Here is a 23,467-nt window from a genome sequence, read left to right on the forward strand (position 1 = left end):
CATAAAAAATATTCTCTTTAATTTATTATTATTGATTGAGAATTTAGAAAATTTTCTAAAAAGACTCATATTTGAGTTTTTTAATGGATCCTTTTTTCTTTATATGAGACAATTTTTATTGAAGTATAAAGCATGTTTCGTTTATGAGTATTTCGTGTAGGCTTTCAGAAATTAAAGGTTTATTTGAGAGTCTTTGAGATTTTTAGATTATTTGTTGGACAAAATGTTTCTTTGTTTTTTGCCGTTTTGTTAAAAGTATTTTTGTAAGATCTTTTTCTTTTTTTGATTTTTCAAAACGTTGATATCTATGGATGAACCTTCCTCATCAAGATTTACGTCACTTAAGAGTTAAAGGGGGAACATGGGAGAAAGGTGTTCGCGATACTATTTTAAGGGTCCATCCGAGATTGCGAGTTCTATTTTCTGGAGTTGTTTTATTTCATCACGAAATCGTGCTGCTTCTTCAAAATTAAGATCCGCTGCTGCTTTACGCATTGATTTTTCCAGAGATTGAATATGGCTTGCTAAATTGTTACGATCTATATTATTTTGCGTGATAAAATGAGAGATATTTGTAAAAGTTTGGCGGCTTTCACTTCCTGCATTGAGAATATCGTCGATATTTTTTTTGATACTGGTTGGTGTGATATGGTGCTCTTTATTGTAGGTTATTTGTTTTTGTCGACGTCTTTGAGTTTCTTGTAAAGCACGTTCTATAGAGCCCGTCATTGTATCTGCATAAAGAATAACGCGACCATCTACGTTACGTGCTGCACGACCGATGGTTTGGATGAGCGAGGTTTCTGAGCGCAAAAAACCCTCTTTATCGGCATCTAGTATGGCAACAAAACCACATTCTGGAATATCCAAACCTTCTCGAAGGAGGTTGATTCCAATGAGGACATCAAAGGTGCCAAGCCGCAGATCACGAAGAATTTCAATGCGCTCTAACGTATCAATATCGGAATGCATATAGCGTACGCGAATACCTTGTTCATGGAGATATTCCGTTAAATCTTCGGCCATACGTTTGGTTAGGACCGTGACCAATGTACGGTAGCCTTTTTGAATTGTTTTACGAATTTCATTGACAACATCATCGACTTGAGTACGTGCTGGACGAACTTCTGTTTCTGGATCAACAAGCCCAGTTGGGCGGATAATTTGTTCAGCAAAAACACCATGGGATTGTTCCATTTCCCAGCGTCCAGGTGTTGCGGAGACAGCAATTGTTTGTGGGCGCATAGCGTCCCATTCTTCAAAGCGTAAAGGACGATTGTCCATACAGGAAGGGAGGCGAAAACCATATTCTGCTAGAGTGGCTTTTCTGCGAAAGTCACCGCGATACATGCCACCAATTTGGGGAATCGTGACATGGCTTTCATCGATAAAAACAAGAGCATTGAGTGGAATATATTCGAATAAGGTTGGTGGTGGTTCACCAGGATTTCGTCCTGTTAAATAACGTGAATAATTTTCAATTCCCGGACATGAACCTGTTGTTTCTAACATTTCTAAATCAAAAATTGTACGCTGTTCTAAGCGTTGTGCTTCTAAAAGACGACCGGCGTCATTCAATTCATCAAGACGTTGAACGAGTTCTCGTTTGATCAATTTCATTGCTTGATTTAAGGTTGGACGTGGTATTACATAGTGTGAATTGGCATAAATTTTAATAGATTGAAGGTCATCTGTTTTTTGTCCCGTTAGAGGATCAAACTCAGTAATTTTTTCTACTTCATCACCAAAAAGCGAGATACGCCAAGCACGATCTTCAAGGTGAGCAGGAAAAATTTCAATGGTATCTCCCCGCACACGAAAGGAACCACGAATGAAATTAATATCTTGTCGATAATATTGTTGAGAAACTAAATCAGCCAGGAATTTTCGTTGATTGAGTTTGTTCCCTTTTTCTATTTGGGAGGTCATGGCCGTATAGGTTTCTACGGAACCAATTCCGTAAATACAGGAGACAGATGCGACGATGATAACGTCATCACGCTCTAAAACGGCGCGTGTTGCAGCATGGCGCATCCTGTCGATTTGTTCATTAGTAGAGGATTCTTTTTCAATATAAGTGTCAGAGCGTGCAACATAGGCTTCTGGTTGATAATAGTCATAATAAGAAACAAAATATTCGACAGCATTGTGAGGAAAAAAGTTTTTAAATTCTCCGTAAAGTTGTGCAGCAAGCGTTTTATTGGGGGCTAAGATGAGAGCTGGACGTTGTGTTTTTTCAATGACTTTCGCCATCGTATAGGTCTTTCCCGAGCCAGTCACCCCCAAAAGCACTTGTGTACGTTCATCTTTTTCAATTCCTTCAACCAGAGTTTTAATGGCTTGAGGCTGATCTCCCGCCGGTTTAAAGGATGTTTCGAGTTGAAATGGAATACCACCTTCAGATTTTTCAGGACGGATAGGGCGATGAGGTGTCCATAATGCACCATTTTTAAAAAGAGGATTACCTGAAGCAATGAGAGCAGAAAGAGCTTCTACGGTTGCAGTAACACCATTTTTCATTGTTGTATCCTTTGAGAGAAAAGTGCTGGTGATTTTAAAGAAAATACTAATTTTTACAATTTTATTACGAGAACAGCAAAACGTTATTGAGTGGTTTGTTTTGGTTTATTGGCACTTTCATAAGCATGTTGATCAAGTTTTTTCTATGAGACGAGTTCTTCGAAATGTTTCTTTGATAGGGGCATATTTGTGGTCGCTCGTGGGATATTATTGCATTCTTGCCATGATGATCTTCAAGAGGGCATAAGTTATTATGGCTGTTATGAAGAATAATCCTATGGGGTCTGTTTTGGAGCTAAAGACATTGTGTATGTGTGATAAAGGTTATTGCCATCTTTAAATGAAAGATAACGCGATGATACCCAACCTATTTGAGCGTTATATCGGATATGGCACCAATTTCCTTCACAGTTTTTAACAAAAACTAATTCTCCAGCAGAGATTAAGCCACAAACTGCATACTGAGTGCTCGGTCCTGTTCTAAAATTAAGATTTGTTGTCACAAAAGCGTCTGCTGCTTTAGATATTGTCGTGGCTAAAAAGAAAGAGCCAAACATAAAAAAAATGACAATTTTTTTCATTTTTCTACAAAGAATTTCTTTAGAAATTATCCTTCTCTCTTTGATATCCCATATGATTTCTGTTGCTAGACTATGATAAAACAAAAAAAAATACAATTCTTTCTTCTTTATAAGACTTTAAAGAGGAGAGCGAAGTTTAACGTTTTAAACACCAAAATGAGATGTTTTAAACACTATTAGTGCATGTTTTGTTCCCTTTATTTATTTTTATATGGAAAACAGGGATACTGTGCTATATAATGAAAAATATCGTAGTTTTCGGATTCCAAAAGTAATTTTGGAAGCCGTTTTTTGTATTTTTATTAAACCTTCCGTGTAATAGAAAGGGACGGATTATGGAAAAAGTTCCGATGACTACAGCTGGTTTTGAAAGTCTTAAAGAAGAGTTGCGTTGGCGTCAACAACAGGAACGTCCACGAATTATTGAAGCAATTTCTGAGGCGCGTGCCCATGGTGATTTGTCAGAAAACGCCGAGTATCATGCTGCTAAAGAAGCTCAAAGTCATAATGAGGGGCGTATCAATGAGCTTGAAGATTATATCGCAAGAGCAGAAGTTATAGATGTCTCTCGTCTTTCAGGTGACAAAATCAAATTTGGAGCGACTATTAAACTCTTAGATGAGGATACTGAAGAAAAAAAGGTGTATCAGATTGTAGGGGATCAAGAAGCTGATGTAAAGATTGGTAAAATCTCTATTTCTTCGCCGATTGCACGTGCACTCATTGGCAAGCAAGAGGGTGATGTGATTGAAGTGAATGCGCCTGGTGGTGCACATAATTACGAAATCATTAAGGTTCAGTACATTTAAATATCTAAATAGTTATGCGTGTGTCTTTGGAAGAAACTGAGATTATTGCGCCCCACTTTAAAAGGCGTTTATCGGGAGTAACATCCACGATTATTCAGCTTATTCCACTGCAACGTCAACAGGGAGTGCGTATAGCCACCTTGGGGTTTGGCTTACCAAGAAAATTTCCGGCTCTTGCCTTTTGGGACCTTTTCGGACTTTGGAAAAGTCCGAAAGGGAAGTCGTTCCGTATTTGGCATGCAAGGCGCAATATTGAGATGCTTTGTGGGATCTTTTTGCGCGATATCTTGAAAATGAAGCTGAAACTTATCTTTACATCGGCTTCACAGCGTCATCATAAGCCTTTTACCAAATGGTTGATTCGCCGTATGGATAGGGTTATTGCTACCAGTACACGTACGGGGGCTTATCTAGAAGTTTCTCATAAGGTTATTATGCATGGGGTGGACGTGAGGCGTTTTACGCCACCACGGACTCTTGATGATTACTTTTCTTCAACAGGATTTCCAGGAAAATATGCGGTAGGGTGTTTTGGCCGTTTGCGCAGCTCAAAGGGAACAGATTTATTTGTTGATTCCATGATAGCGTTATTACCACTCTATCCAGAGTGGACAGCACTTATCGCTGGTCGTACGACAGAACAACATTATCGTTTTGAAAAAGAATTACGCCGAAAAGTTGCTAAGGCTGGTCTCGATGATCGCATTATTTTTCTTGGTGAAATTCTGGACATTCCTTTGTGGTATCGTCGTTTATCGCTTTATATTGCACCTTCTCGGACAGAAGGCTTTGGTTTAACACCATTAGAGGCCATGGCATCACAGGTTGCGGTTGTAACGAGTGATGCAGGCGCTTATAAAGAATTGGTTGTAGAAGCAACAGGAACGGTTGTAAAAGCAGGAGATGGGGAAGCTTTAACGGCAGCCATTGAACCTTATTTTGCTGATATAGAAAAAACATTGGCAGCAGGGGAAAAAGCTTTAGCGCATGTTCGTACCCACTTTCCTTTGGAAAAAGAGGTAAGCGAGATTGAAAGTGTTTACAAAGAACTGTTTGCGGGAAAAACACTTTAAATGTTATATCGAAAGTTTTCTTGAGGAATGATAAAAAGTGCGTTCCTTAAGGATCATTTCGTAATCATCAAAAAAATAGCTCAAAGATATAAATGCTATTTTGCAAAATTTATTTTGTCTTTAGTAGAATGCTATAAGAATTTTTCAAAATTTGGATAAAAAAATTAAAAATGTATACGCTTGAGAGCGATATGAGGCTTATAATAAAGCATACGAGAAGGGAGGAAAGCTATTTTTATTCTAGTGATATTTTAGAATAAGAAAACGATGTTTTAGCTCAAATCTATAGATTTATGGACTATCTTAACAGTTTTGTCCTGATATTGTTTGTTTTGTAAGACTCCAATAGAGTGCAAAAAAATGTTTTCTTCTCTTAAAAAAAATAATGATGGTATCGCCATGGATGAGATAGTCGTACATATTTTCATCAAATTCATAATAAGATAAATCTAAGATCAATATATCAATTCATATAGATAATCTACCTTTGCAATTTGAATAATATTTTAAGATTTTTACATGTCAAATCTGTTGATATTAAATCAATGAGAGCTTTTCTTTTGCACATCACAATTGGAAGATGGTATGGGGTGGATAAAAACTATTAAAGACAAGAGCTGTAAAGAAGTTTTTTATAAATTGTCTGAAATGCAAGCTGTTGCAACATTCATAAAAAGAAAATAATATGGTGGTGTTAATTTATATTTTGTTTTGTGGTACTGGCGTGTAATAATACCCATTTTGTGCCTTTCATGAGGACTGTCGTGAAATGCGGGTGATGAGTGCTGTGAGTTTTTTTTTAATACGATTGCGAATTTATAGTAAATGGTATTTTGTTTTTTATAAGACCATGACTTATTAAAGAAAAAGCATTTTTATCAGCCAATATTCATATTTTTTGCATGAGCGATTATTCGTAAAAAAGGATGTTCTATAAATCCATTTTATTTGATAAAGAAACTCAAGAATGTCATGTAAAGTGCCATATGTTATGTTACGGCTTTGAAAGCTGTTGTCACTTGATTGTTTTTTCCGAAATATTTTTATGTCAATCATTTATACGATATTTGAAATTTTAGAAAATTTTCAGTTGATTGATTGAAGATTAAATATTACCCTGCGCAATGTTCGCGCCTTTTTTATTTTATTAGTTTTTTTATCATGATAAAATAAAATGCTCTGTGCATTAGAATTGTTCACGCCAGAAAGCGGGAATAAAAAGGACGAATATTGTTATGATTTCAAGGCGTCCAGCTAACATCAGAAAACTTAAAATCCATAAGGCATTATCGTTGATTGTAGAGAAATTGCCAACGGGGCCAATAATCTCTCCAAAGCCTGGACCAACATTTGAAAGTGCTGTTAAGACGCCTGTAAAGGCAGAGGTAAAATCAAGACCGGTTGTGAGCAAAAGTGCAGTGCCGATAACAAGGCAGAACATATAAAGACAGACAAAAAACAAAACGGCTTGAGCAACATCGTTTGATATATTTGAGTGATCGTAGCGCGCCTTTACAATGACATTAGGAGAAAGAAGTTTTTCTATATTTGTTTGTGTAATACGCCAAAGAATAATGAGGCGATTGATTTTCATGCCACCAGAAGTAGAACCAGCACACCCGCCTGTAAAAGAAACAATGAAGAAAATTCCAAGCGCAAAGGGTCCCCAAAGTTGATAATCTTCAGCACTGTAACCTGTGGTGCTAATAATGGATGAAAGATGAAAAATGACATCAAGGAAAATCAAGTGGAAAGCACGATGATCATGAAACCGTAGCCACGCTGCTAAAGCAAAGCTGAAAAGGAGAACGATATGGAGAAAAACAATCACTTGTGGGTCAAGGAAGCGCTTGGAGTGTCCAGGAAGGACTAACTTAACATAAAGTACGAAGGGCAAAGCAGAAAGTAACATGAAGATTGTTGAAATAATTAAGATGGCTGGGGTATCAGAAAAATAGCCAAAAGAAGCATCATGTGTTGAAAACCCCGCCGTTGCTACTGTACTCATTGCATGGTTAATGGCATCAAATAAATTCATGCCTGCAGCAAAATAAGAAAGCATACAAGCCAATGTGAGTCCAACATAAGCAATGATAATTCCATTCGCAATTTGGTTGATACGGGGCAATATTTTTTCAGATTTATCAGATGATTCCATATGAAAAAGTCGTACGCCCCCCACACGCAATGAAGGCAAAAGCAAGAGGGCTAAACCGATAAAACCAATGCCCCCAATCCAGCATATAATAGAGCGCCATAACAAAATACTTCGCGATAAATGATCAAGACCAGAAAGGACTGTGGAGCCTGTTGTTGTAATTCCAGAAACCGATTCAAAAATGGCTCCTGCGAGAGAAATGGGAAGAGGGGAAAGATAAAGAGGCAAAGCACCTACAATGCTTCCTGTAAGCCAAAGACAAACAGTGAGCATAAAGCCAAGCCGTGCTGAAAAACGACAAGTAGCTCCCTTCGTTGCTAGAAGAATCAGCGTTGCTAACATGGTGGTTATGGCACAAGAATAAAGAAAGATTATCCAATCACGGTTATTGTCATGCAAATCCACCAAAATTGGCAAAAGCATTGCTCCTCCCATGATCAACGCAAAACGTGCACAGACATTGATAATAAACTGAAAAATGACCGTTCCCTATCTTTGTATCTCTTTTTATTATGGTTTTGTGCTCATAAGAATTTATGTTTTTCTCTTTATAGGATAAAGATTAGCCTTTAACATTAGCATGCCTTGATGAATTGATAATCAGACCTTTTCATAAAACTTGAAAAGAAGTATATATAACACAATTGAGCCTATTGAAAAATATTTTTTTAAAAGACTTACATTCCGTTAGAATTTATAGAATTATTAAGTTGTAAAATAATTAAGTTGTAAAAAATGAAGGGGATTTAATGCTACAATCGCATATTCGTTTACTGATTATTGGCTCAGGTCCGGCTGGTTATACAGCGGCGGTTTATGCGGCAAGAGCGATGCTCCGGCCGGTATTAGTAACAGGGTTGCAGCAGGGTGGACAATTGACAATTACAACGGATGTGGAAAATTATCCAGGTTTTTCTGCCCCCATTCAAGGACCATGGTTGATGGAACAAATGGCAAAACAAGCTGAGAATATGGGGACAAAAATTGTCTATGATACGATTACAAAGGCAGATTTATTGAAGTATCCTTTTGTCTTACATGGGGATTCAAGGACACAATATTCTTGTGATGCACTGATTATTGCAACAGGAGCCCAAGCACGCTGGCTTGGTTTAGAAAGCGAACAGACCTTTATGGGCGGTGGTGTTTCTGCTTGCGCTACATGTGATGGCTTTTTTTATCGGGGTAAGGATGTTATTGTTGTAGGGGGAGGAAATACGGCCGTTGAAGAAGCCCTTTATTTATCGCATATAGCAAAAAGTGTAAGCGTGGTTCATCGGCGAGAACAGTTTCGGGCAGAGAAAATTTTGCAAGATAGGTTATTTGCTTGTAATAATGTACGTGTTCTTTGGGATCATGTGGTTGAAGAAATTGTAGGACTGCCAGCTCAGGGAACAAAGGGAGCTATTGTAACAGGGGCACGTTTGAAAAATGTTAAAACAGGTCATGAGATGAAAGTGGAAGCAGAGGGAATATTTATTGCCATTGGGCATGATCCTGCTGTTTCTCTGTTTGAAGGGCAACTGAAACAAAAAAGAGGCGGCTATTTATGGACAGCACCGGATTCAACAGCAACAAGTATTGCTGGTGTTTTTGCTGCAGGGGATGTAACAGATGAAACATTTCGTCAAGCTGTAACAGCTGCGGGAAGGGGATGTATGGCAGCATTGGAAGCAGAACGGTTTTTAGAGATATCTAAGCGTTAATAATTCATTGAGAATATAGAGAATCTAAAGGTAGAATTAATTGTGGCGTCACCATTGGATTGGGATAAGTTGAGGGTATTTCATGCTGCAGCGGAAGCAGGATCTTTTACGCATGCTGCTCAAAAACTTCATTTATCTCAATCAGCAGTTTCCCGACAGGTATCGGCTTTAGAACAAGAGGTTGGGGTATCTTTATTCCTGCGTCATGCGCGTGGTTTAATTCTTACAGAACAGGGAGAAACTCTTTATCGTACAGCTCATGATGTTTTGATGAAGCTTGAAAGTGTCCGTTTACAATTAAGTGAAAGCTATGCAAAACCAAGGGGGCATTTACGTGTGACCTCGACCTTTGGAATGGGAGCTGGGTGGATTGCAGAGCGTATGCCAGAATTTCTCAGTCTTTACCCTGATATGCAGGTTCAGCTTTTACTTTCCGATGAAGAGCTTGATTTGACAATGTGTCATGCAGATTGTGCTGTTCGCCTCCATCAACCCCAACAACCCGATCTTATACAAAGAAAATTATTTACAATTCATATGCATGTTTATGCTTCGGAAAAGTATATTGCAAATTATGGAAAACCGGAAAAATTGTCTGAGCTCGATGGGCATCGTATTATTTCGTTTGGTGAACCTGTTCCCCCTTATTTATCTGGTTTAAATTGGTTAGAAAAAGCTGGTAGAAGTGATGGATCATTGCGTGTTTCAATTCTACAAATCAACAATATTATTTCAATAAAGAATGCACTTATGCGTGATCTTGGGATTGCTGTACTGCCCGATTATATTGTCAATAATGATGAGCGCTTGGTGCGTCTTTTTCCTGATATGGTTGATATTCCTTCTTTTGATACTTTTTTTTGTTATCCTTATAATTTAAAGAATTTAGCAAGGTTGAATGCTTTTCGAGATTATATTTTTTTAAAAGCGCGTCAGTGGTCTTTTTAATATTCATGCCTTAATTTATAAGCAACAATGAGTTGTTTTGCACCTTAAGGCTCTCGTAATATTTTTTTGTTTCAAATTTTCCCATATTGAATCAATAAAATCATTCATTGCATGATGTTGTAAGTATACAACTTATTGATTTATAATAGTATAGCATTATTCATATTGAGTTAGAAGCTTGAGTACTTTAAGCTTCTTTCATTCCAAACCCATTTATATCGTCAATCAATTCATTTGCGAGCACGTTACAAGCGGGTAGGACGTGTGGATAAAAATTGTAAAGGCATGCTCTTTTGAACCATCTCAAGTTCCAAGGGCTGTCGAAACATGGGGGCTGGCAAAATGTGTGATGGTTGGTGCCCGGGGTGGCTCCTTAACAAGTACAAAGATGGAGGGGTTCAATGGCTTTTATCGTTATAACATCCACACAGCGCTGTCGCGAGTTGGGGGGCTTGAGACAGACCTCTTATCTCACAAAGATTTTTTTCTGTTAGAGGTTAAAGTTACTTTGCTGAGAGCTGTATATCAAAGGATATGAGAAAAATAAACTTGGAGCTTGTTTGCATAGGTTTTACTCTAGTTTACGGGATTAGCTTTTTGAACCAACCGATATCCCTCATAAGGTTGCTAAAACCATTTTAGGTCATACGGTGGAAGGGCATTTGTGTGGATAAATACTCTTGCAGAAAGGGATAAAATATCCCTTATAAATTCTCTCAAATGTGAAGGCTATTGTAACATTGAAAATTGGACAATCGACAATCGTATGAGGATGATCTCTTTCTATTTAATGAAAAAGATACAAGATTGAGAAAAAATTAGAGCTATGTGTTTATTGCATAGCAGATACGCTTAAGTCTTTATTGTGCTTCTGCTTATAAAATGACATAGAATGCTATCTCTTGATTATGTTGCCTCCCATTGCATTTTCTTGAGTGTTCCCTTACGAAGATCTGTCAGATTGATTTTATCTCTGAGGATTTTCCAGATTTGCCGGACATTTGTCCGGCTTTTTTTTATTCCTAAAAGAGTGCTTAGAAATTGCAACGCATGGGAAAATTGATAAGAGAAAATTTCAAAATTTATGAATATCAAAAAAATTCGTTAGGTAGACTAAAAGTTCAACGAGGAATTTAAAAGAGATTTATTCTATTATACCATAAAATTCTGTTTTAGGGGGCTATAAAGCATGTAAAACTTTATACATGAAGTGTTTTTTATAAGTTTATGAGGATGAATATTAAAGGCTTGTTCATAAAACCTGTAAAGTTAATCAAGCGGTTAATAGCGAAAACTTAAGAGAAATTGGACTATTTACACAACGGAGAAGGATAGACTTTTCTTCATTTTCTGGCGAAAAGGAAGCCAAGTAATAGAAAAGGTTTCATTATACAGGGCGATTATGTTGAAAAGCACGAGGTCTTTCTTAGTGTTATAAATTGGATAGAGGAGGCTAAACAGGTTTTTCATCTCTCATGACAACAGACTGATTCATTTATTTGATTGCTGGATTTTTTTGATTTTTATCTGCAGCTTCTATTTTTGTTATGTTTATTCATGAATATTTTTGCTGAATCGATAGGCCCTGTCCTTAATATAGCTTTCGATAGTATGTTGGATAGATTGATATTCTGCAAAAAACTCTCACAAGAGATGATGTTAAAAATTTTAAATTAAACTGTTACAAAAACGCTGGATACGTGTGCAAGCTTCTTCCAGTAATTTTTCTGATGTTGCATAAGAGATACGAAAAGCTGCCCCAAGTCCAAAAGCAGATCCTTGGACGACAGCAACAGCTTCTGTTTCTAGAAGCGCTATAGCAAAGTCTTCATCATTCTGAATACATTGGCCGTTTGGTGTTTTTTTGCCAATAAGTTCTGCGCAAGAAGGATAAACATAAAAAGCACCTTCAGGTGTTGGACAATGAATGCCAGGAGTTTGGTTTAGCATGGAAACAACGAGATTACGGCGTGCTTGAAAAATACTTTTATTTTTAGCGATAAAGTCTTGAGGTCCATTGAGTGCTTCAACAGCAGCCCATTGTGAAATAACACTCGTGCCAGATGTTTGCTGACCTTGAATGATATCCATAGCTTTAATGAGTTCTTGTGGTCCCCCTGCATAACCGATTCTCCAGCCCGTCATCGCATAGGCTTTGGAAACACCATTCATTGTGAGTGTACGCTCATAAAGCGCTGGTTCTACTTGAGCGGGAGTCACAAAGGTAAAACCTTCATACGTGAGATGTTCATAAATATCATCTGAAAGGATAGAGACATGAGGATATTTTACTAAAACATCTGTGAGTTTTTTCAATTCATGATATGTATAAGCGGCCCCTGATGGATTTGAAGGAGAGTTAAAAATGAACCATTTTGTTTTGGGGGTAATGGCCGCTTCAAGCTCTTGTGGTTGGAGTTTATAAGAAAATTCGGCTTTTGTTTCTAAAAAGACAGGCGTACCATCGTTAAGTGCGACCATTTCTGGATAACTCACCCAATAAGGGGATGGAATGATGACTTCATCTCCTTTATTCAAAGTTGCCATCAATGCATTAAAGAGAATTTGTTTTCCACCGGTCCCAACAATAATTTGTTCTGGTTGATAAAGAAGGTTATTTTCTCTTTTAAACTTTGCAGAAATTGCTTGGCGCAATTCTGGAATTCCAGATATAGGAGGGTATTTTGTTTCTCCCCTTCGAATAGCTTCAATGGCCGCGTTTTTGATGTTGTCTGGGGTATCAAAGTCTGGTTCTCCAGCACTTAAGGCAATAACATTGCGTCCTAATGTTTTTAAGTGACGAGCTTTTTGGGAAGCAGCAATTGTTGCAGAAGGTTTGATACGAGACAGCTTGTCGGCAATAAAAGCCATAATTAAAAATCCTTATATTATATCAATAGATGATTATTGCTTTAAGGATATTCTATAAGAGATTATATTGTATGCAATAAAAAACTTCTAAAATACTTTGATATGGTTTTTTATAGTGTTGTTTTTTGAGAATTTTGACAAGGAATTCTTCTCTTAAGGACTATAAAAGTATTAGAGGAAGGAGAGAAATATCTTGATAAATTGTGCAAAATAGATAAGCAGTGTTTTCTTTTGTTAAGATCAATTTTGCTTTATACAAAGTAAAAAAATCTTCGTCGTTATAGACGAAGATTTTTAAATAAAATATTGCAGAATTTAAACTTTAAAGGGCTGCAAGGTTGCCAGCAGCAAATTTTCCTGAACGACGATCTTGAAGAACATCATAAGAAATTTTTTGCCCTTCATTAAGATTGGTTAGACCAGAACGCTCAACGGCGGAAATGTGTACAAATACATCTGCACTGCCATCACTAGGCTGAATGAATCCAAAACCTTTTGTTGTATTAAACCACTTAACTGTTCCTGTAGACATAGGAAACTCCTTAGATATATAATTATATTGTGTACTGAAGATATAATTCTTCACTACGGTTGTAAATCGAAATTAGGTGGGAGAAGTTTCGTCAAAAGTGCAGAACGCACAGGAAAGAAAGTCACGTAACCGAAAATTCGATAGACCGCATATAAAAGCCTTTAGCATAAAAAGCAAGCTTTAATTACTATTTTTTACACAAAGAAAAAATCAAGAAAGACTATCAAAAAGCGTGTGCTTTTCCACATGGTAAGGAATTCAACTGAAATAACTTTGCAGAGAACGTACCTCAAGACGCTTTTTTTTGAGTGCTTTGATCGCTTCTACGACAGCTTTGGCTCCCGCTATTGTTGTATAATAGGGGACATTTTGCATGAGTGCGGCATAGCGTAATGATTTGGAGTCTGAGATAGCACTGGCTGTGCTGGTTGTATTAAAAATCAATTGAATTTGGCGATTACGAATAGCATCTTCAATATGCGGGTGACCTTCTAGAACTTTGTTGATTTTTTTTGCCTCAACATGATGTTCAGCGAGAAATTTTTGTGTTCCACTTGTGGCAACAACAGAAAAGCCAAGCTCTGTTAAACGTTTTACAGGATTTAAGATGCGTTTTTTGTCTTCATCTCTTACAGAAACGAATAAAGTTCCTTCCTTAGGGAGTTTTACACCAGCTCCAAGTTGCGCTTTAGCAAAAGCAAGCGCAAACTCATAGTCAAGTCCCATAACTTCACCGGTTGAGCGCATTTCTGGACCAAGAAGCGTATCAACACCTGAAAAACGGGCAAAAGGAAACACGGCTTCCTTGACGGCAATATGTTGTTTTTTCTGCGAAGAAGGTAATCCACCATAAGCTTGGAGAGCATTGTGCAGTGTTTCTCCTGCCATAATACGTGCAGCCATTTTAGCAATAGGGCGACCAATTGTTTTCGCAACAAATGGAACTGTCCGCGAAGCGCGGGGATTAACTTCTAAGACATAAATAGTGTCATCTTTAATGGCATATTGTACATTCATTAAGCCACGAACATGAAGTGCTTGTGCTAATGCTTTTGTTTGGCGCTCTAATTCAGTGACGATGTTCTGTGAGAGCGTATGAACTGGTAAAGAACATGCTGAATCACCGGAGTGGATCCCAGCCTCTTCAATATGTTCCATAATTCCCACAATCAGTGTTTCTTTGCCATCACACAGACAATCAACATCTACTTCAATGGCTTCTGTTAGATAAGTGTCAAAGAGAAGCGGATTTTTACCAAGCAATATATTGATTTGTCCTGTTTTATCGTTGGGATAACGAGCTTTGATATCTTCTGGAATTAATTCAGGAACACTTTCAAGTAAATAATTTTGCAAGCTTCGCTCGTCACGGATAATTTGCATAGCACGCCCTCCTAAAACATAAGAAGGACGCACAACCAATGGGAATCCTAGTTCATGGGCAATGAGGCGTGCTTGTTCGATAGAGTGGGCAATTCCATTTTTAGGTTGTGTTAAGTTAAGTTTAAATAATAGTTTTTGAAAGCGATCTCTATCTTCTGCTAAATCGATGGCGTCAGGTGAAGTCCCTAAGATGGGAATGTTGTGTTTTTCGAGAGCGCTTGCTAATTTTAAGGGGGTTTGTCCACCAAATTGAACGATGACTCCAACGAGTTCACCTTTTTCCTGTTCTGCTTCTAAAATAGCGATAACATCTTCTGTTGTTAAAGATTCGAAGTAAAGACGATCAGAGGTATCATAGTCAGTTGAAACGGTTTCAGGATTGCAGTTAATCATAATCGCTTCAAAGCCTGCATCACGTAGGGCAAAAGCCGCGTGGCAGCAACAGTAATCAAATTCAATTCCTTGTCCAATGCGGTTGGGACCACCACCTAAAATCGCAATTTTTTTGCGTTCAGAAATCTGTGCCTCTGAGCGCTCTATACCGGCAAAGGGAACTTCGTATGTTGAATACATATAGGCTGTAGGAGAAGAAAATTCAGCAGCACAAGTATCAATCCGTTTGAAGACTTGTTTAACATTCAGTGATTTACGTAAAGCGGCGATATCATCGGGTTCTTTTCCGGTAAGGGTAGCTAATCGCGCATCCGAAAATCCCATAGCTTTTAACATACGTAAGTTATCTTGATCTTGAGGTAATCCATGGATGCGGATACGCTGCTCCATTTCAACGATGGAGGCTATTTGTTCTAAAAACCATGGGTCAATTTTGCTGATTTGGTGAATTTCATTTAAGGGTAAGCCCGCGCGCATAGCTTCAGCAACATAGCGTAGACGGTCAGGACTTGGTATGGCAATGGCTGAGCGTATAGAACTTTTTTCATCACCTTCAGCATGTTCTGGGATGATAATTTCATCAAAACCAGTAAGTCCTGTTTCAAGTCCACGGAGTGCTTTTTGTAATGATTCTTGAAAAGTACGTCCAATGGCCATGACCTCTCCTACAGATTTCATCGCAGTCGTAAGGACAGATGATGATCCAGGAAATTTTTCGAAAGCAAAACGAGGAATTTTGGTCACGATATAGTCAATAGAAGGCTCAAATGATGCTGGTATCGCACCACCTGTGATATCATTTTTCAATTCATCAAGTGTATAGCCAACGGCGAGTTTTGCAGCTATCTTGGCAATGGGAAAACCCGTTGCTTTTGAAGCAAGTGCTGAAGAGCGAGAAACGCGCGGATTCATTTCAATAACAATGAGACGCCCATTTTCAGGATTAACAGCAAACTGTACATTGGATCCTCCCGTTTCAACACCAATTTCACGCAAGACCGCAATCGAAGCATTGCGCATACGTTGATATTCCTTATCGGTTAAGGTGAGAGCAGGGGCTACAGTGATCGAATCACCGGTATGAATACCCATCGGATCAATGTTTTCAATAGAACAAACAATGATACAGTTGTCGTTCTTATCACGAACAACTTCCATCTCATATTCTTTCCATCCTAAAACACTTTCTTCAATTAAAACTTCTGTTGTAGGAGAAGCTTCAAGCCCCCGTTCAATAATTTCATAAAATTCAGAGCGATTATACGCAATTCCACCCCCGGTTCCACCAAGGGTAAATGAAGGACGAATAATAGCTGGAAGCCCAACAACATCAAGCGCTTGAACTGCTTTTGCTGTTGCATGGGCGATATAATGCTGTTTGCGATCAACTTCGGTATGTCGCCAGTTGCGTTCAAGTTCTTCGAGGGCTTTTTCAAGGGCTGCACCAGAAAGTTTTTCTTTAAGTTCAGCACGCGTTTTTGCATGTTGCTGGCGATTTTCTTCTTTCAGTTCTGTGGCATTGGCTAACATAGACCGTGGTGTTTCCAAACCGATTTTTGCCATCGCTTGGCGGAATAAAGCACGATCCTCCGCTTTATCAATCGCTTCGGCATTGGCTCCTATCATTTCAACATGATAGCGGTCTAAAATCCCCATACGCTTTAATGATAAAGCGGTATTGAGAGCTGTTTGTCCTCCCATGGTGGGCAAAAGGGCATCGGGACGTTCATGAGCAATAATTTTAGCAACAATCTCAGGCGTAATGGGCTCTATATAAGTTGCATCAGCGAGATCTGGATCTGTCATAATCGTGGCAGGATTAGAATTGACCAAAATAATCCGGTATCCTTCTTCTTTTAATGCTTTACAGGCTTGTGTGCCTGAATAGTCAAATTCACATGCCTGACCAATAATAATAGGTCCTGCTCCGATGATAAGAATAGATTTTATATCTGTGCGTTTGGGCATGGTTTTTTCCTATGACAAATATCCGTACACGATTGTGGCAAGAAAAATATTTAAGTTTTGAGGCTATAGTCATTTTATAAGTTAAGTGACAAAGAAAGTAAGCACTAAAATGCCTTTTCCATGCTTTTTTTCATAAAATTGAAAATAAATTCCTTTTTTGGGTTGAATTACCTGATCAGTATATCAAAAGGATAACATTTGGTAAGAAAATAAGAGTGCTCAAAAAAACAAGAATATTCAAGCATTCGTGGGGAATAAAACATAAATCATTATGTTTTGATGAAGTTTCGTAAAATGAAAGGGGAAGTTTATCTTTTTGTTTTGTAAAACACTGCTGTTTAGAGGATGATATAGGGCATGAAAATGATATATGAAGTATTTTTTGTTAGAGTATGTGATAAAATTCAATCTAGGATTTCAGGAGAATTTATGAAGTGAACTATATTGAAGTGTTTAGGGCTGGAAACTGTGAGAGAAAAAGCTGTTTTATTTCAAGATTGACTCTGGTTGCAGTCTTGTTTTTTTTAGGGGAAGAAGAAAGCCAATTTCTGTCTGTTTTCAGACCATAAAATCGTGAGAGTGTATTTTAGTACAATAACGAAGAAGATAATTTCAGGATAATCATGTTTGGTTTTAAAAGATGTAACTACTCTCCCTTTATTATAGGTTATGTTCAAAGTTTTTTAAAATAGAGAGAAAGTTAAAATGCTGAATATTTCCCAAAAGAAAATATTCTATCTGGAAGATGTATCCATAGGAAAACTTTTAGTGGCTAAATCTCAAAAGGGGATTTGTTATACTGCATTAGGAGATACCACAGAGCAATTATTACAGGAGTTTACGGTAAGCTTTGGTGGTGCACAACAAGTTGTGGGTGACAATGCATTTAAGAGAGAGGTTGCCCATATTATAGCCATGATAGAAACGCCTAAGTTGGTAAAAAAATATAATTTACCCCTAGATATAAAGGGTACCGTTTTTCAACGGCAAGTATGGGCACAATTATGCGATATACCGTGTGGTGAAACAATTTCATATGAGGAATTAGCATGTCGTTTGGGGATGCCAAAAGCTTTTCGTGCCGTTGCTAATGCATGTGCGCGTAATGAATTGGCTATCATTATTCCTTGTCATCGTGTTGTCCGTAAAAATGGTTTTATTTCAGGATATCGTTGGGGTATTAAACGGAAACAGATTTTGTTACAACGGGAACAAACAGAGGAGATTAAAAACAAATTTAATCTTGTGTGATGGGCATTATAATCGTTACGGTTGTTCCTTTCATTTCTTTTGAAGTAATTTCAAGTTTCCCTTTGTGTAGTTCTAATAACGAGCGTGAAATGGCTAATCCAAGACCTGAGCCCGTATGAGATTTAGTCAGCTGATTTTCAACTTGTTCAAAAGGTTGCCCAAGTTTTTTGATGGCTGATTGCGGAATACCAACACCTGTATCGGTAATTTTAAAAATAAGGTTATTTTTTTTCTTGAAAGCGCAGACATCGATATTTCCACCAGAAGGCGTAAATTTAACCGCATTAGAGATGAGATTAAGGAAAATCTGTTTCATTGCACGCCCATCGACTTCAGCATGAAGTTCTGGTGTAATGTTTGTTGTAACAGCAATATTTTTTTCTTGAGCCTGTGGTGTAAGCGTTCGTACTGCTTCACTAATAATGGGCTCAAGATCGGTATTTTTACAATCAAGCGTAAATCTTCCAGCTTCGATTTTTGACATATCAAGGATATCATTGATAAGAGTTAGAAGATGGGTTCCTGAATTGTAAATATCATGCATATATTCCTTATAGCGCTGTGAACCAAGAGGGCCAAAAGTCGATTGTAACATGATATCTGAAAAGCCGAGAATAGCGTTCAGAGGTGTGCGCAATTCATGAGACATATTGGCTAAAAATTCTGATTTAGCTTTATTTGCACTTTCGGCACGCTCTTTTTCTGCTTTCAGACTTTTATTAAGTTTTTCCACTTCTGTTGCGCGTTGTTGAGCACTCCCTCTAGTGCGTTTGAGTTCTTGAATAAAAGAAAAAAGACGCCTTTCACTGTCTTCAAATTTTTCCTGTTGTTGTTTAAGCTCAGAAATATCCGTACCAATACAAACCAATCCTCCGTCTTGGGTTCGCCGTTCATTAATTTTAAGCCAATAACCATCTGCTGTTTGGCGAATACTGGTTAAGTTACCGTGACCGTCATCTTTGAGAGGGTATTCACTGAGTGCAGGGCGAGCCATGGCTTCGACGGTTGCACGTTGGATCCCTGATTGTAGAATTTGTTGAGGAATAGCGGCATATTCGCAAAATTTGCTATTGGACATGACTAAACGTCCCTCAGCATCCCACAAGACAAAAGATTCTGAAATATTTTCAATCGCGTCACGGATACGAAGATCGGCTTGCGCTGTTTGTTCAGCCAATTGTTGTTGTTCACTAATGTCGAAGGAAATACCAACCAAATGGGGTTCTTCTTCTTCAGTAACTTCGGCGCGAAGCCGCATCCATACATAATGACCATCAGCATGACGCATGGGAACATTGATATCGATATGTTTTTTTTTGCCTCCCATTAATTCTTGAGCAAGGTCAAAAAAATTGGCATCATTAGGGTTGATAATGGCGCTAATTTGGGAAATGGAGAGCAATGCATCTTGAGGGACATAGCCAAGCATTTCATACATTGCTCGTGACCAATAGACGCGTCCACTTGCCATATTCCAATCCCATAATCCACAACGCCCACGCATCATTGCCATATCAATACGGTTTTGAATTTTTTCTGAAACAAGATCTGTCTTACGTGCTCGTAAAAGTTGATTATAATAAGCATAAAGAAGAACAAGAATAATACCGCTTGTTCCAATGAAGAGGGTTATATTAAGCGAAAAAAATCTGCGCCATTCCATAGTGCTATCTTGCATCTTTTCGCTAATGAATACGCCATATTGCCCGTTTTTTGTTTGATGAAATGAAGCAAGAGCAGGGGTATCCTTGCCTATTGTAATTTTCATAATTCCAGCGTGTTGTCCAAGAGATTGTAAAGCAATGCTGTCAGAGATAAAATCTTGTAAAGGTTTTCCTAAGATGATTTCTGAACTAGATGAAGCCAAGATATTGCCTTTTTGATCAACAACGGCGATGAGAGTGCTGGGATTGATAAGATCTTGATTGCGAAAAGTGGTGAGGATATTTTGCAAATGATCATGAGAAAGGACAGAGACTTTTCCTTTCTGAGAAATAACCAATAAGTCATGATCAATTGTATTGGTAATATGAGAAGCTAAGAGCGTGAGGGTAGAACGCGTGCTTTTATCAATTGTATTGCGCCAATCATAGATTGATACAAAACGAATGACTGCAAGAACAATGAGAAATGCGACAATGACAAATGGAAGTGAGCGTCGTAACCAAGGTTCAATAAAGAGAAGCTTTTGATAAGCAGAGCCAGAAAGCAGATGAATAGGTTTTGTCTGCGCTTTAAGATTTTGAGCGCTCGATTTTGAATCAGCATATATTTCCGTTGGCGCATTATATGCGTCCAATTTAGTCATCTCTTGTTCCTCTAATTCCGAAATAATGTGATTTAAAAATTGCTTCGATCTTCATGAGTAACCCCATCAAAGCGCAGTGAATCAAAACAGGAGTCTTCTGTCCAGTCTTTTTTTAAAAAAAAGTATTTTACTTTTATGAATGTGGAATATGAAAAGGAAAAAGGTATTTGAAACATGACCGATAAACAGGCTTGGATTGCCTATTTATCGGTTTAATGGTGATCGAGGTGTTTTTAGAATTTATTTAAAAAAATAATATCATATTGATTTAAAATATTTTTTTATTTTAAGTGAGCAGACGGTTGATGATATCAGCGACATCGCTTGATAATTTTGGCGCAGCAGCAATTGTTTTTAATTCAGTTTCAAGTTTTTGTTGCCGAATGGGTTCTAATTGTTGCCACGAGCGCATCATGGTTAATAATCGTGAAGCAAGCTGTGGATTTGTTTTGTCAATTTCTAAAATGATTTGGCAAAGAAAATGATAAGATGCTCCATCCATTCTGTTGAAGCCTGTGGGGTTATGAGAGGCAAAGACACCGATCAAGGACCGTACACGATTAGGATTATCTTGTGAGAACAGCGGGTGTTGCATGAGCTTTTGAACATTCTCGAGTGTTGATGCGCCAGCAACCATTGCTTGAATAGAAAACCATTTATCCATGACCAAAGGGTCATGCCGATAGCGGTTTTCAAAATCATTTAAAGCATTTTGTGCCTGCTCACTTTCATTAAAATGCTTCACGAGAACAGCGATACTTGCCATTCGATCAGTCATATTATCAGCTGTTGCATATTGTAGAGCAGCGCGATTTGGATTGGCTTCGGCGATGGAAAGATAATCCAGTATGATATTCTTGAATGCTCGCTTTCCAGCTTGTATAGTGTTTGGTAAATAGGGTTCTTGGGTTTGCATTTGCCCATAGAACTTTGTTAAGAGCTTTTGATGTGTTTTTGCAAGTGAAGCTAAAAACTGATTGCGGATATAATGAATACGATCTGGGTCAATATTTTTACCAATTGTATGAGCAAGCTCAACTTCACTAGGTAAATTTAAACAGAAGGCACGAAATTCAGGCTCTAAGTTTTCATCTGTTATGATCGTTTCAATCAGCTTTAGCAAAGCAGAGGGGAGTGTTGCTTTTGTCTGTGTTTTATCTTGAATGCTTTCAATCAAAGCTTGTGTCATTAATTGATTAAGAGACTGCCAGCGATTGATATGATTGTCATCATGTTGCGCAAGAAAAATAAGTTCGCTTTCATTGAATGGGGTGTGTAGAATGATTGGCGCAGAAAAATCGCGCAGCAGTGATAAAACAGGTTTTTCACAAAGCCCTTTTAATGTAAAGGTTTGGCTTTCCTTGGACAACAGCATAACGTCTGATTGAATATCTGTCTCCGCTTCATAAGCGAGGCGTTCTCCATTAGATCCCAGCAAGCCAAATCCAATAGGAAGAAGCATGGGCTTTTTTGTATTTTGTTGTGGGGTTGCGGGAATATGTTGCTTTGCATGAATTGTTAAAACACCATCACGATAATGACTATCGATTTCTACGTTGGGGGTTCCAGCTTGTTCATACCACAGCATAAATTGGGAGAAATCTCGGCCAGACACTTCAGCAAAACAGGTGATAAAATCTTCAATGGTACAAGCTTGTCCATCATGCCGTTGAAAATAAAGATCAGTGCCTTTACGAAACAGAGAGGGACCTAAAATTGTTCGTATCATGCGAACAACTTCAGCACCTTTTTCGTAAACCGTTGTGGTGTAAAAATTATTAATTTGGCTATATTGACGAGGACGGACCGGATGAGCAAGAGGTCCTGCATCTTCGACAAATTGCGTCGCTTTTAATGTTTTTACATCTTCAATTCGCTGTAGGCTGCGTACATTTTGATCTGATGAAAATTCTTGATCACGATAAACAGTGAATCCTTCTTTTAAACAGAGTTGAAACCAATCGCGACAGGTAATACGATTACCGCTCCAATTATGGAAATACTCGTGAGCAATGACGCGTTCAACATTTCTATAATCCTGATCGGTTGCTGTTTCAGGATCGACAAGAACATATTTATCATTAAAAATATTAAGACCTTTGTTTTCCATTGCTCCCATGTTAAAGTCTGAAACAGCAACAATATTGAAAACATCAAGATCATATTCGCGTCCGAAACATTGTTCATCCCAACGCATGGAACGTTTGAGCGCATCCATAGCATAAGCAGCGCGTTTGGTTTTTCCTTTTTCTACATAAATACCAAGTTCGACACGTCGTCCAGATGCAGTCGTAAAATGGTCCTCTAACTTATCAAGATCACCACCTACCAAAGCAAAGAGATAAGATGGTTTAGGATAAGGATCTTCCCAAACGGCAAAATGGCGATTATTCTCTAAAGTTCCTGTTTCCATCAGATTACCGTTTGAAAGCAAGATAGGGATTGTTTGGGAATCGGCTTCAATTTTCACTCTATAGGTAGAAAGAACATCTGGGCGGTCGTAAAAATAAGTCATACGACGAAAACCTTCCGATTCACATTGTGTGCAATAAACACCATTTGAAAGATAAAGCCCCATAAGCTGACGGTTGCTTTCAGGGTTTAGTTCCGTGACCAATTGTAAGGTAAAAGGAGCTGTTGGTGGCGTGGTAATTTCTAAACGTGAAGGCGTAACTTTATAAGCGTTTGGGAGCAATACCTCACCATTAATCGCAACAGAGATTAAAGTAAGGTCATTGCCTGAAAGTACAAGAGGTGTTAATTCTTTTGTATCATGACGGGGTTCAATAGACAATATGGCTGTAACAGAGGTTTTTGTTGGTGCCAATTGGAAAGAAAGTTGTGTTTTAGGGATAGCGTAAGGGGTTGGCTGATAGTCTTCCAAACGATAAAGAGCTGTTGTTGGCTGTTCCATAGTTTTTCCCATTCGTGTTTTAAGAGTTAAAGAAGGTTTTTAATTTTAGTGT

At 38.1% G+C, this 23,467-nt stretch carries 13 protein-coding genes; 5 read left to right on the plus strand and 8 right to left on the minus strand.

Features of this window, described 5'->3' with window-relative positions:
* Positions 1-384: 384 nt before the first annotated feature.
* Together uvrB and NNJ73_RS08880 are read right to left on the minus strand one after the other, a co-directional pair.
* Positions 385-2,520 (minus strand): excinuclease ABC subunit UvrB, encoded by a 2,136-nt coding sequence (uvrB, locus tag NNJ73_RS08875; RefSeq protein WP_254493747.1) that lies wholly within the window; start codon positions 2,518-2,520, stop codon positions 385-387.
* 275 nt (positions 2,521-2,795) lie between these two features.
* The gene (locus tag NNJ73_RS08880; RefSeq protein WP_254493824.1) at positions 2,796-3,101 is read right to left on the minus strand and encodes an SH3 domain-containing protein; all 306 of its coding nucleotides are present in this window, start codon (positions 3,099-3,101) and stop codon (positions 2,796-2,798) included.
* 335 nt (positions 3,102-3,436) lie between these two features.
* On the opposite strand from NNJ73_RS08880, the gene greA reads away from it, so the two are divergent.
* Positions 3,437-3,910, plus strand: coding sequence for a transcription elongation factor GreA (gene greA / locus NNJ73_RS08885; protein WP_005773808.1), 474 nt, complete (start codon positions 3,437-3,439; stop codon positions 3,908-3,910).
* A gap of 14 nt (positions 3,911-3,924) precedes the next feature.
* A complete protein-coding gene (locus NNJ73_RS08890) occupies positions 3,925-4,983 on the plus strand; it encodes a glycosyltransferase family 4 protein (RefSeq protein ID WP_254493748.1) in 1,059 nt (352 codons plus the stop codon).
* Positions 4,984-6,169: 1,186 nt separating this feature from the next.
* Here NNJ73_RS08890 and NNJ73_RS08895 read toward each other — a convergent pair.
* Positions 6,170-7,564 (minus strand): TrkH family potassium uptake protein, encoded by a 1,395-nt coding sequence (locus tag NNJ73_RS08895; protein WP_254493749.1) that lies wholly within the window; start codon positions 7,562-7,564, stop codon positions 6,170-6,172.
* 326 nt (positions 7,565-7,890) lie between these two features.
* Between NNJ73_RS08895 and trxB the strand changes: the two genes are divergently transcribed.
* Entirely contained in the window at positions 7,891-8,847 is a 957-nt protein-coding gene (gene trxB, locus NNJ73_RS08900) for a thioredoxin-disulfide reductase (RefSeq protein WP_254493750.1), read from the plus strand.
* 42 nt (positions 8,848-8,889) lie between these two features.
* Positions 8,890-9,795 carry a LysR family transcriptional regulator gene (locus NNJ73_RS08905; protein WP_254493751.1) on the plus strand — a complete coding sequence of 302 codons (906 nt, stop codon included), beginning with the start codon at positions 8,890-8,892 and terminating at the stop codon, positions 9,793-9,795.
* A 1,668-nt stretch (positions 9,796-11,463) separates the two neighbouring features.
* Here NNJ73_RS08905 and NNJ73_RS08910 read toward each other — a convergent pair.
* The 3 genes from NNJ73_RS08910 to carB all read right to left on the minus strand — a co-directional run bounded on the left by NNJ73_RS08910 (position 11,464) and on the right by carB (position 16,942).
* The gene (locus NNJ73_RS08910) at positions 11,464-12,666 is read right to left on the minus strand and encodes a pyridoxal phosphate-dependent aminotransferase (protein WP_254493752.1); all 1,203 of its coding nucleotides are present in this window, start codon (positions 12,664-12,666) and stop codon (positions 11,464-11,466) included.
* Between the two features lie 322 nt (positions 12,667-12,988).
* On the minus strand, positions 12,989-13,198 hold the full coding sequence (locus tag NNJ73_RS08915; protein ID WP_005773801.1) for a cold-shock protein: 210 nt from the start codon (positions 13,196-13,198) through the stop codon (positions 12,989-12,991).
* Between the two features lie 258 nt (positions 13,199-13,456).
* On the minus strand, positions 13,457-16,942 hold the full coding sequence (carB, locus tag NNJ73_RS08920; RefSeq protein WP_254493753.1) for a carbamoyl-phosphate synthase large subunit: 3,486 nt from the start codon (positions 16,940-16,942) through the stop codon (positions 13,457-13,459).
* A gap of 705 nt (positions 16,943-17,647) precedes the next feature.
* Here carB and NNJ73_RS08925 point away from each other — a divergent pair.
* Positions 17,648-18,193, plus strand: coding sequence for a methylated-DNA--[protein]-cysteine S-methyltransferase (locus NNJ73_RS08925; RefSeq protein WP_254493754.1), 546 nt, complete (start codon positions 17,648-17,650; stop codon positions 18,191-18,193).
* Here NNJ73_RS08925 and NNJ73_RS08930 read toward each other — a convergent pair.
* Together NNJ73_RS08930 and pepN are read right to left on the minus strand one after the other, a co-directional pair.
* Positions 18,180-20,501, minus strand: a complete 2,322-nt coding sequence (locus NNJ73_RS08930) for a PAS domain-containing sensor histidine kinase (RefSeq protein ID WP_254493755.1) — start codon at positions 20,499-20,501, stop codon at positions 18,180-18,182. The genes NNJ73_RS08925 and NNJ73_RS08930 overlap by 14 nt on opposite strands.
* A gap of 286 nt (positions 20,502-20,787) precedes the next feature.
* Entirely contained in the window at positions 20,788-23,415 is a 2,628-nt protein-coding gene (gene pepN, locus NNJ73_RS08935; protein ID WP_254493756.1) for an aminopeptidase N, read from the minus strand.
* Between the last annotated feature and the right edge of the window lie 52 nt (positions 23,416-23,467).

Source organism: Bartonella sp. B1099, assembly GCF_944801835.1.
Taxonomy (GTDB): Bacteria; Pseudomonadota; Alphaproteobacteria; order Rhizobiales; family Rhizobiaceae; genus Bartonella.

What these genes read in the sequence shown, in the direction of transcription:
- uvrB (WP_254493747.1), bottom strand. Translation starts at nt 2,520, where the DNA reads ATGAAAAATGGTGTTACTGCAACCGTAGAAGCTCTTTCTGCTCTCATT.
- NNJ73_RS08895 (WP_254493749.1), bottom strand. Translation starts at nt 7,564, where the DNA reads ATGCTTTTGCCAATTTTGGTGGATTTGCATGACAATAACCGTGATTGG.
- trxB (WP_254493750.1), top strand. Translation starts at nt 7,891, where the DNA reads ATGCTACAATCGCATATTCGTTTACTGATTATTGGCTCAGGTCCGGCT.
- pepN (WP_254493756.1), bottom strand. Translation starts at nt 23,415, where the DNA reads ATGGAACAGCCAACAACAGCTCTTTATCGTTTGGAAGACTATCAGCCA.
- carB (WP_254493753.1), bottom strand. Translation starts at nt 16,942, where the DNA reads ATGCCCAAACGCACAGATATAAAATCTATTCTTATCATCGGAGCAGGA.
- NNJ73_RS08925 (WP_254493754.1), top strand. Translation starts at nt 17,648, where the DNA reads ATGCTGAATATTTCCCAAAAGAAAATATTCTATCTGGAAGATGTATCC.
- NNJ73_RS08910 (WP_254493752.1), bottom strand. Translation starts at nt 12,666, where the DNA reads ATGGCTTTTATTGCCGACAAGCTGTCTCGTATCAAACCTTCTGCAACA.
- NNJ73_RS08930 (WP_254493755.1), bottom strand. Translation starts at nt 20,501, where the DNA reads ATGACTAAATTGGACGCATATAATGCGCCAACGGAAATATATGCTGAT.
- NNJ73_RS08880 (WP_254493824.1), bottom strand. Translation starts at nt 3,101, where the DNA reads ATGAAAAAAATTGTCATTTTTTTTATGTTTGGCTCTTTCTTTTTAGCC.
- NNJ73_RS08915 (WP_005773801.1), bottom strand. Translation starts at nt 13,198, where the DNA reads ATGTCTACAGGAACAGTTAAGTGGTTTAATACAACAAAAGGTTTTGGA.
- greA (WP_005773808.1), top strand. Translation starts at nt 3,437, where the DNA reads ATGGAAAAAGTTCCGATGACTACAGCTGGTTTTGAAAGTCTTAAAGAA.
- NNJ73_RS08890 (WP_254493748.1), top strand. Translation starts at nt 3,925, where the DNA reads ATGCGTGTGTCTTTGGAAGAAACTGAGATTATTGCGCCCCACTTTAAA.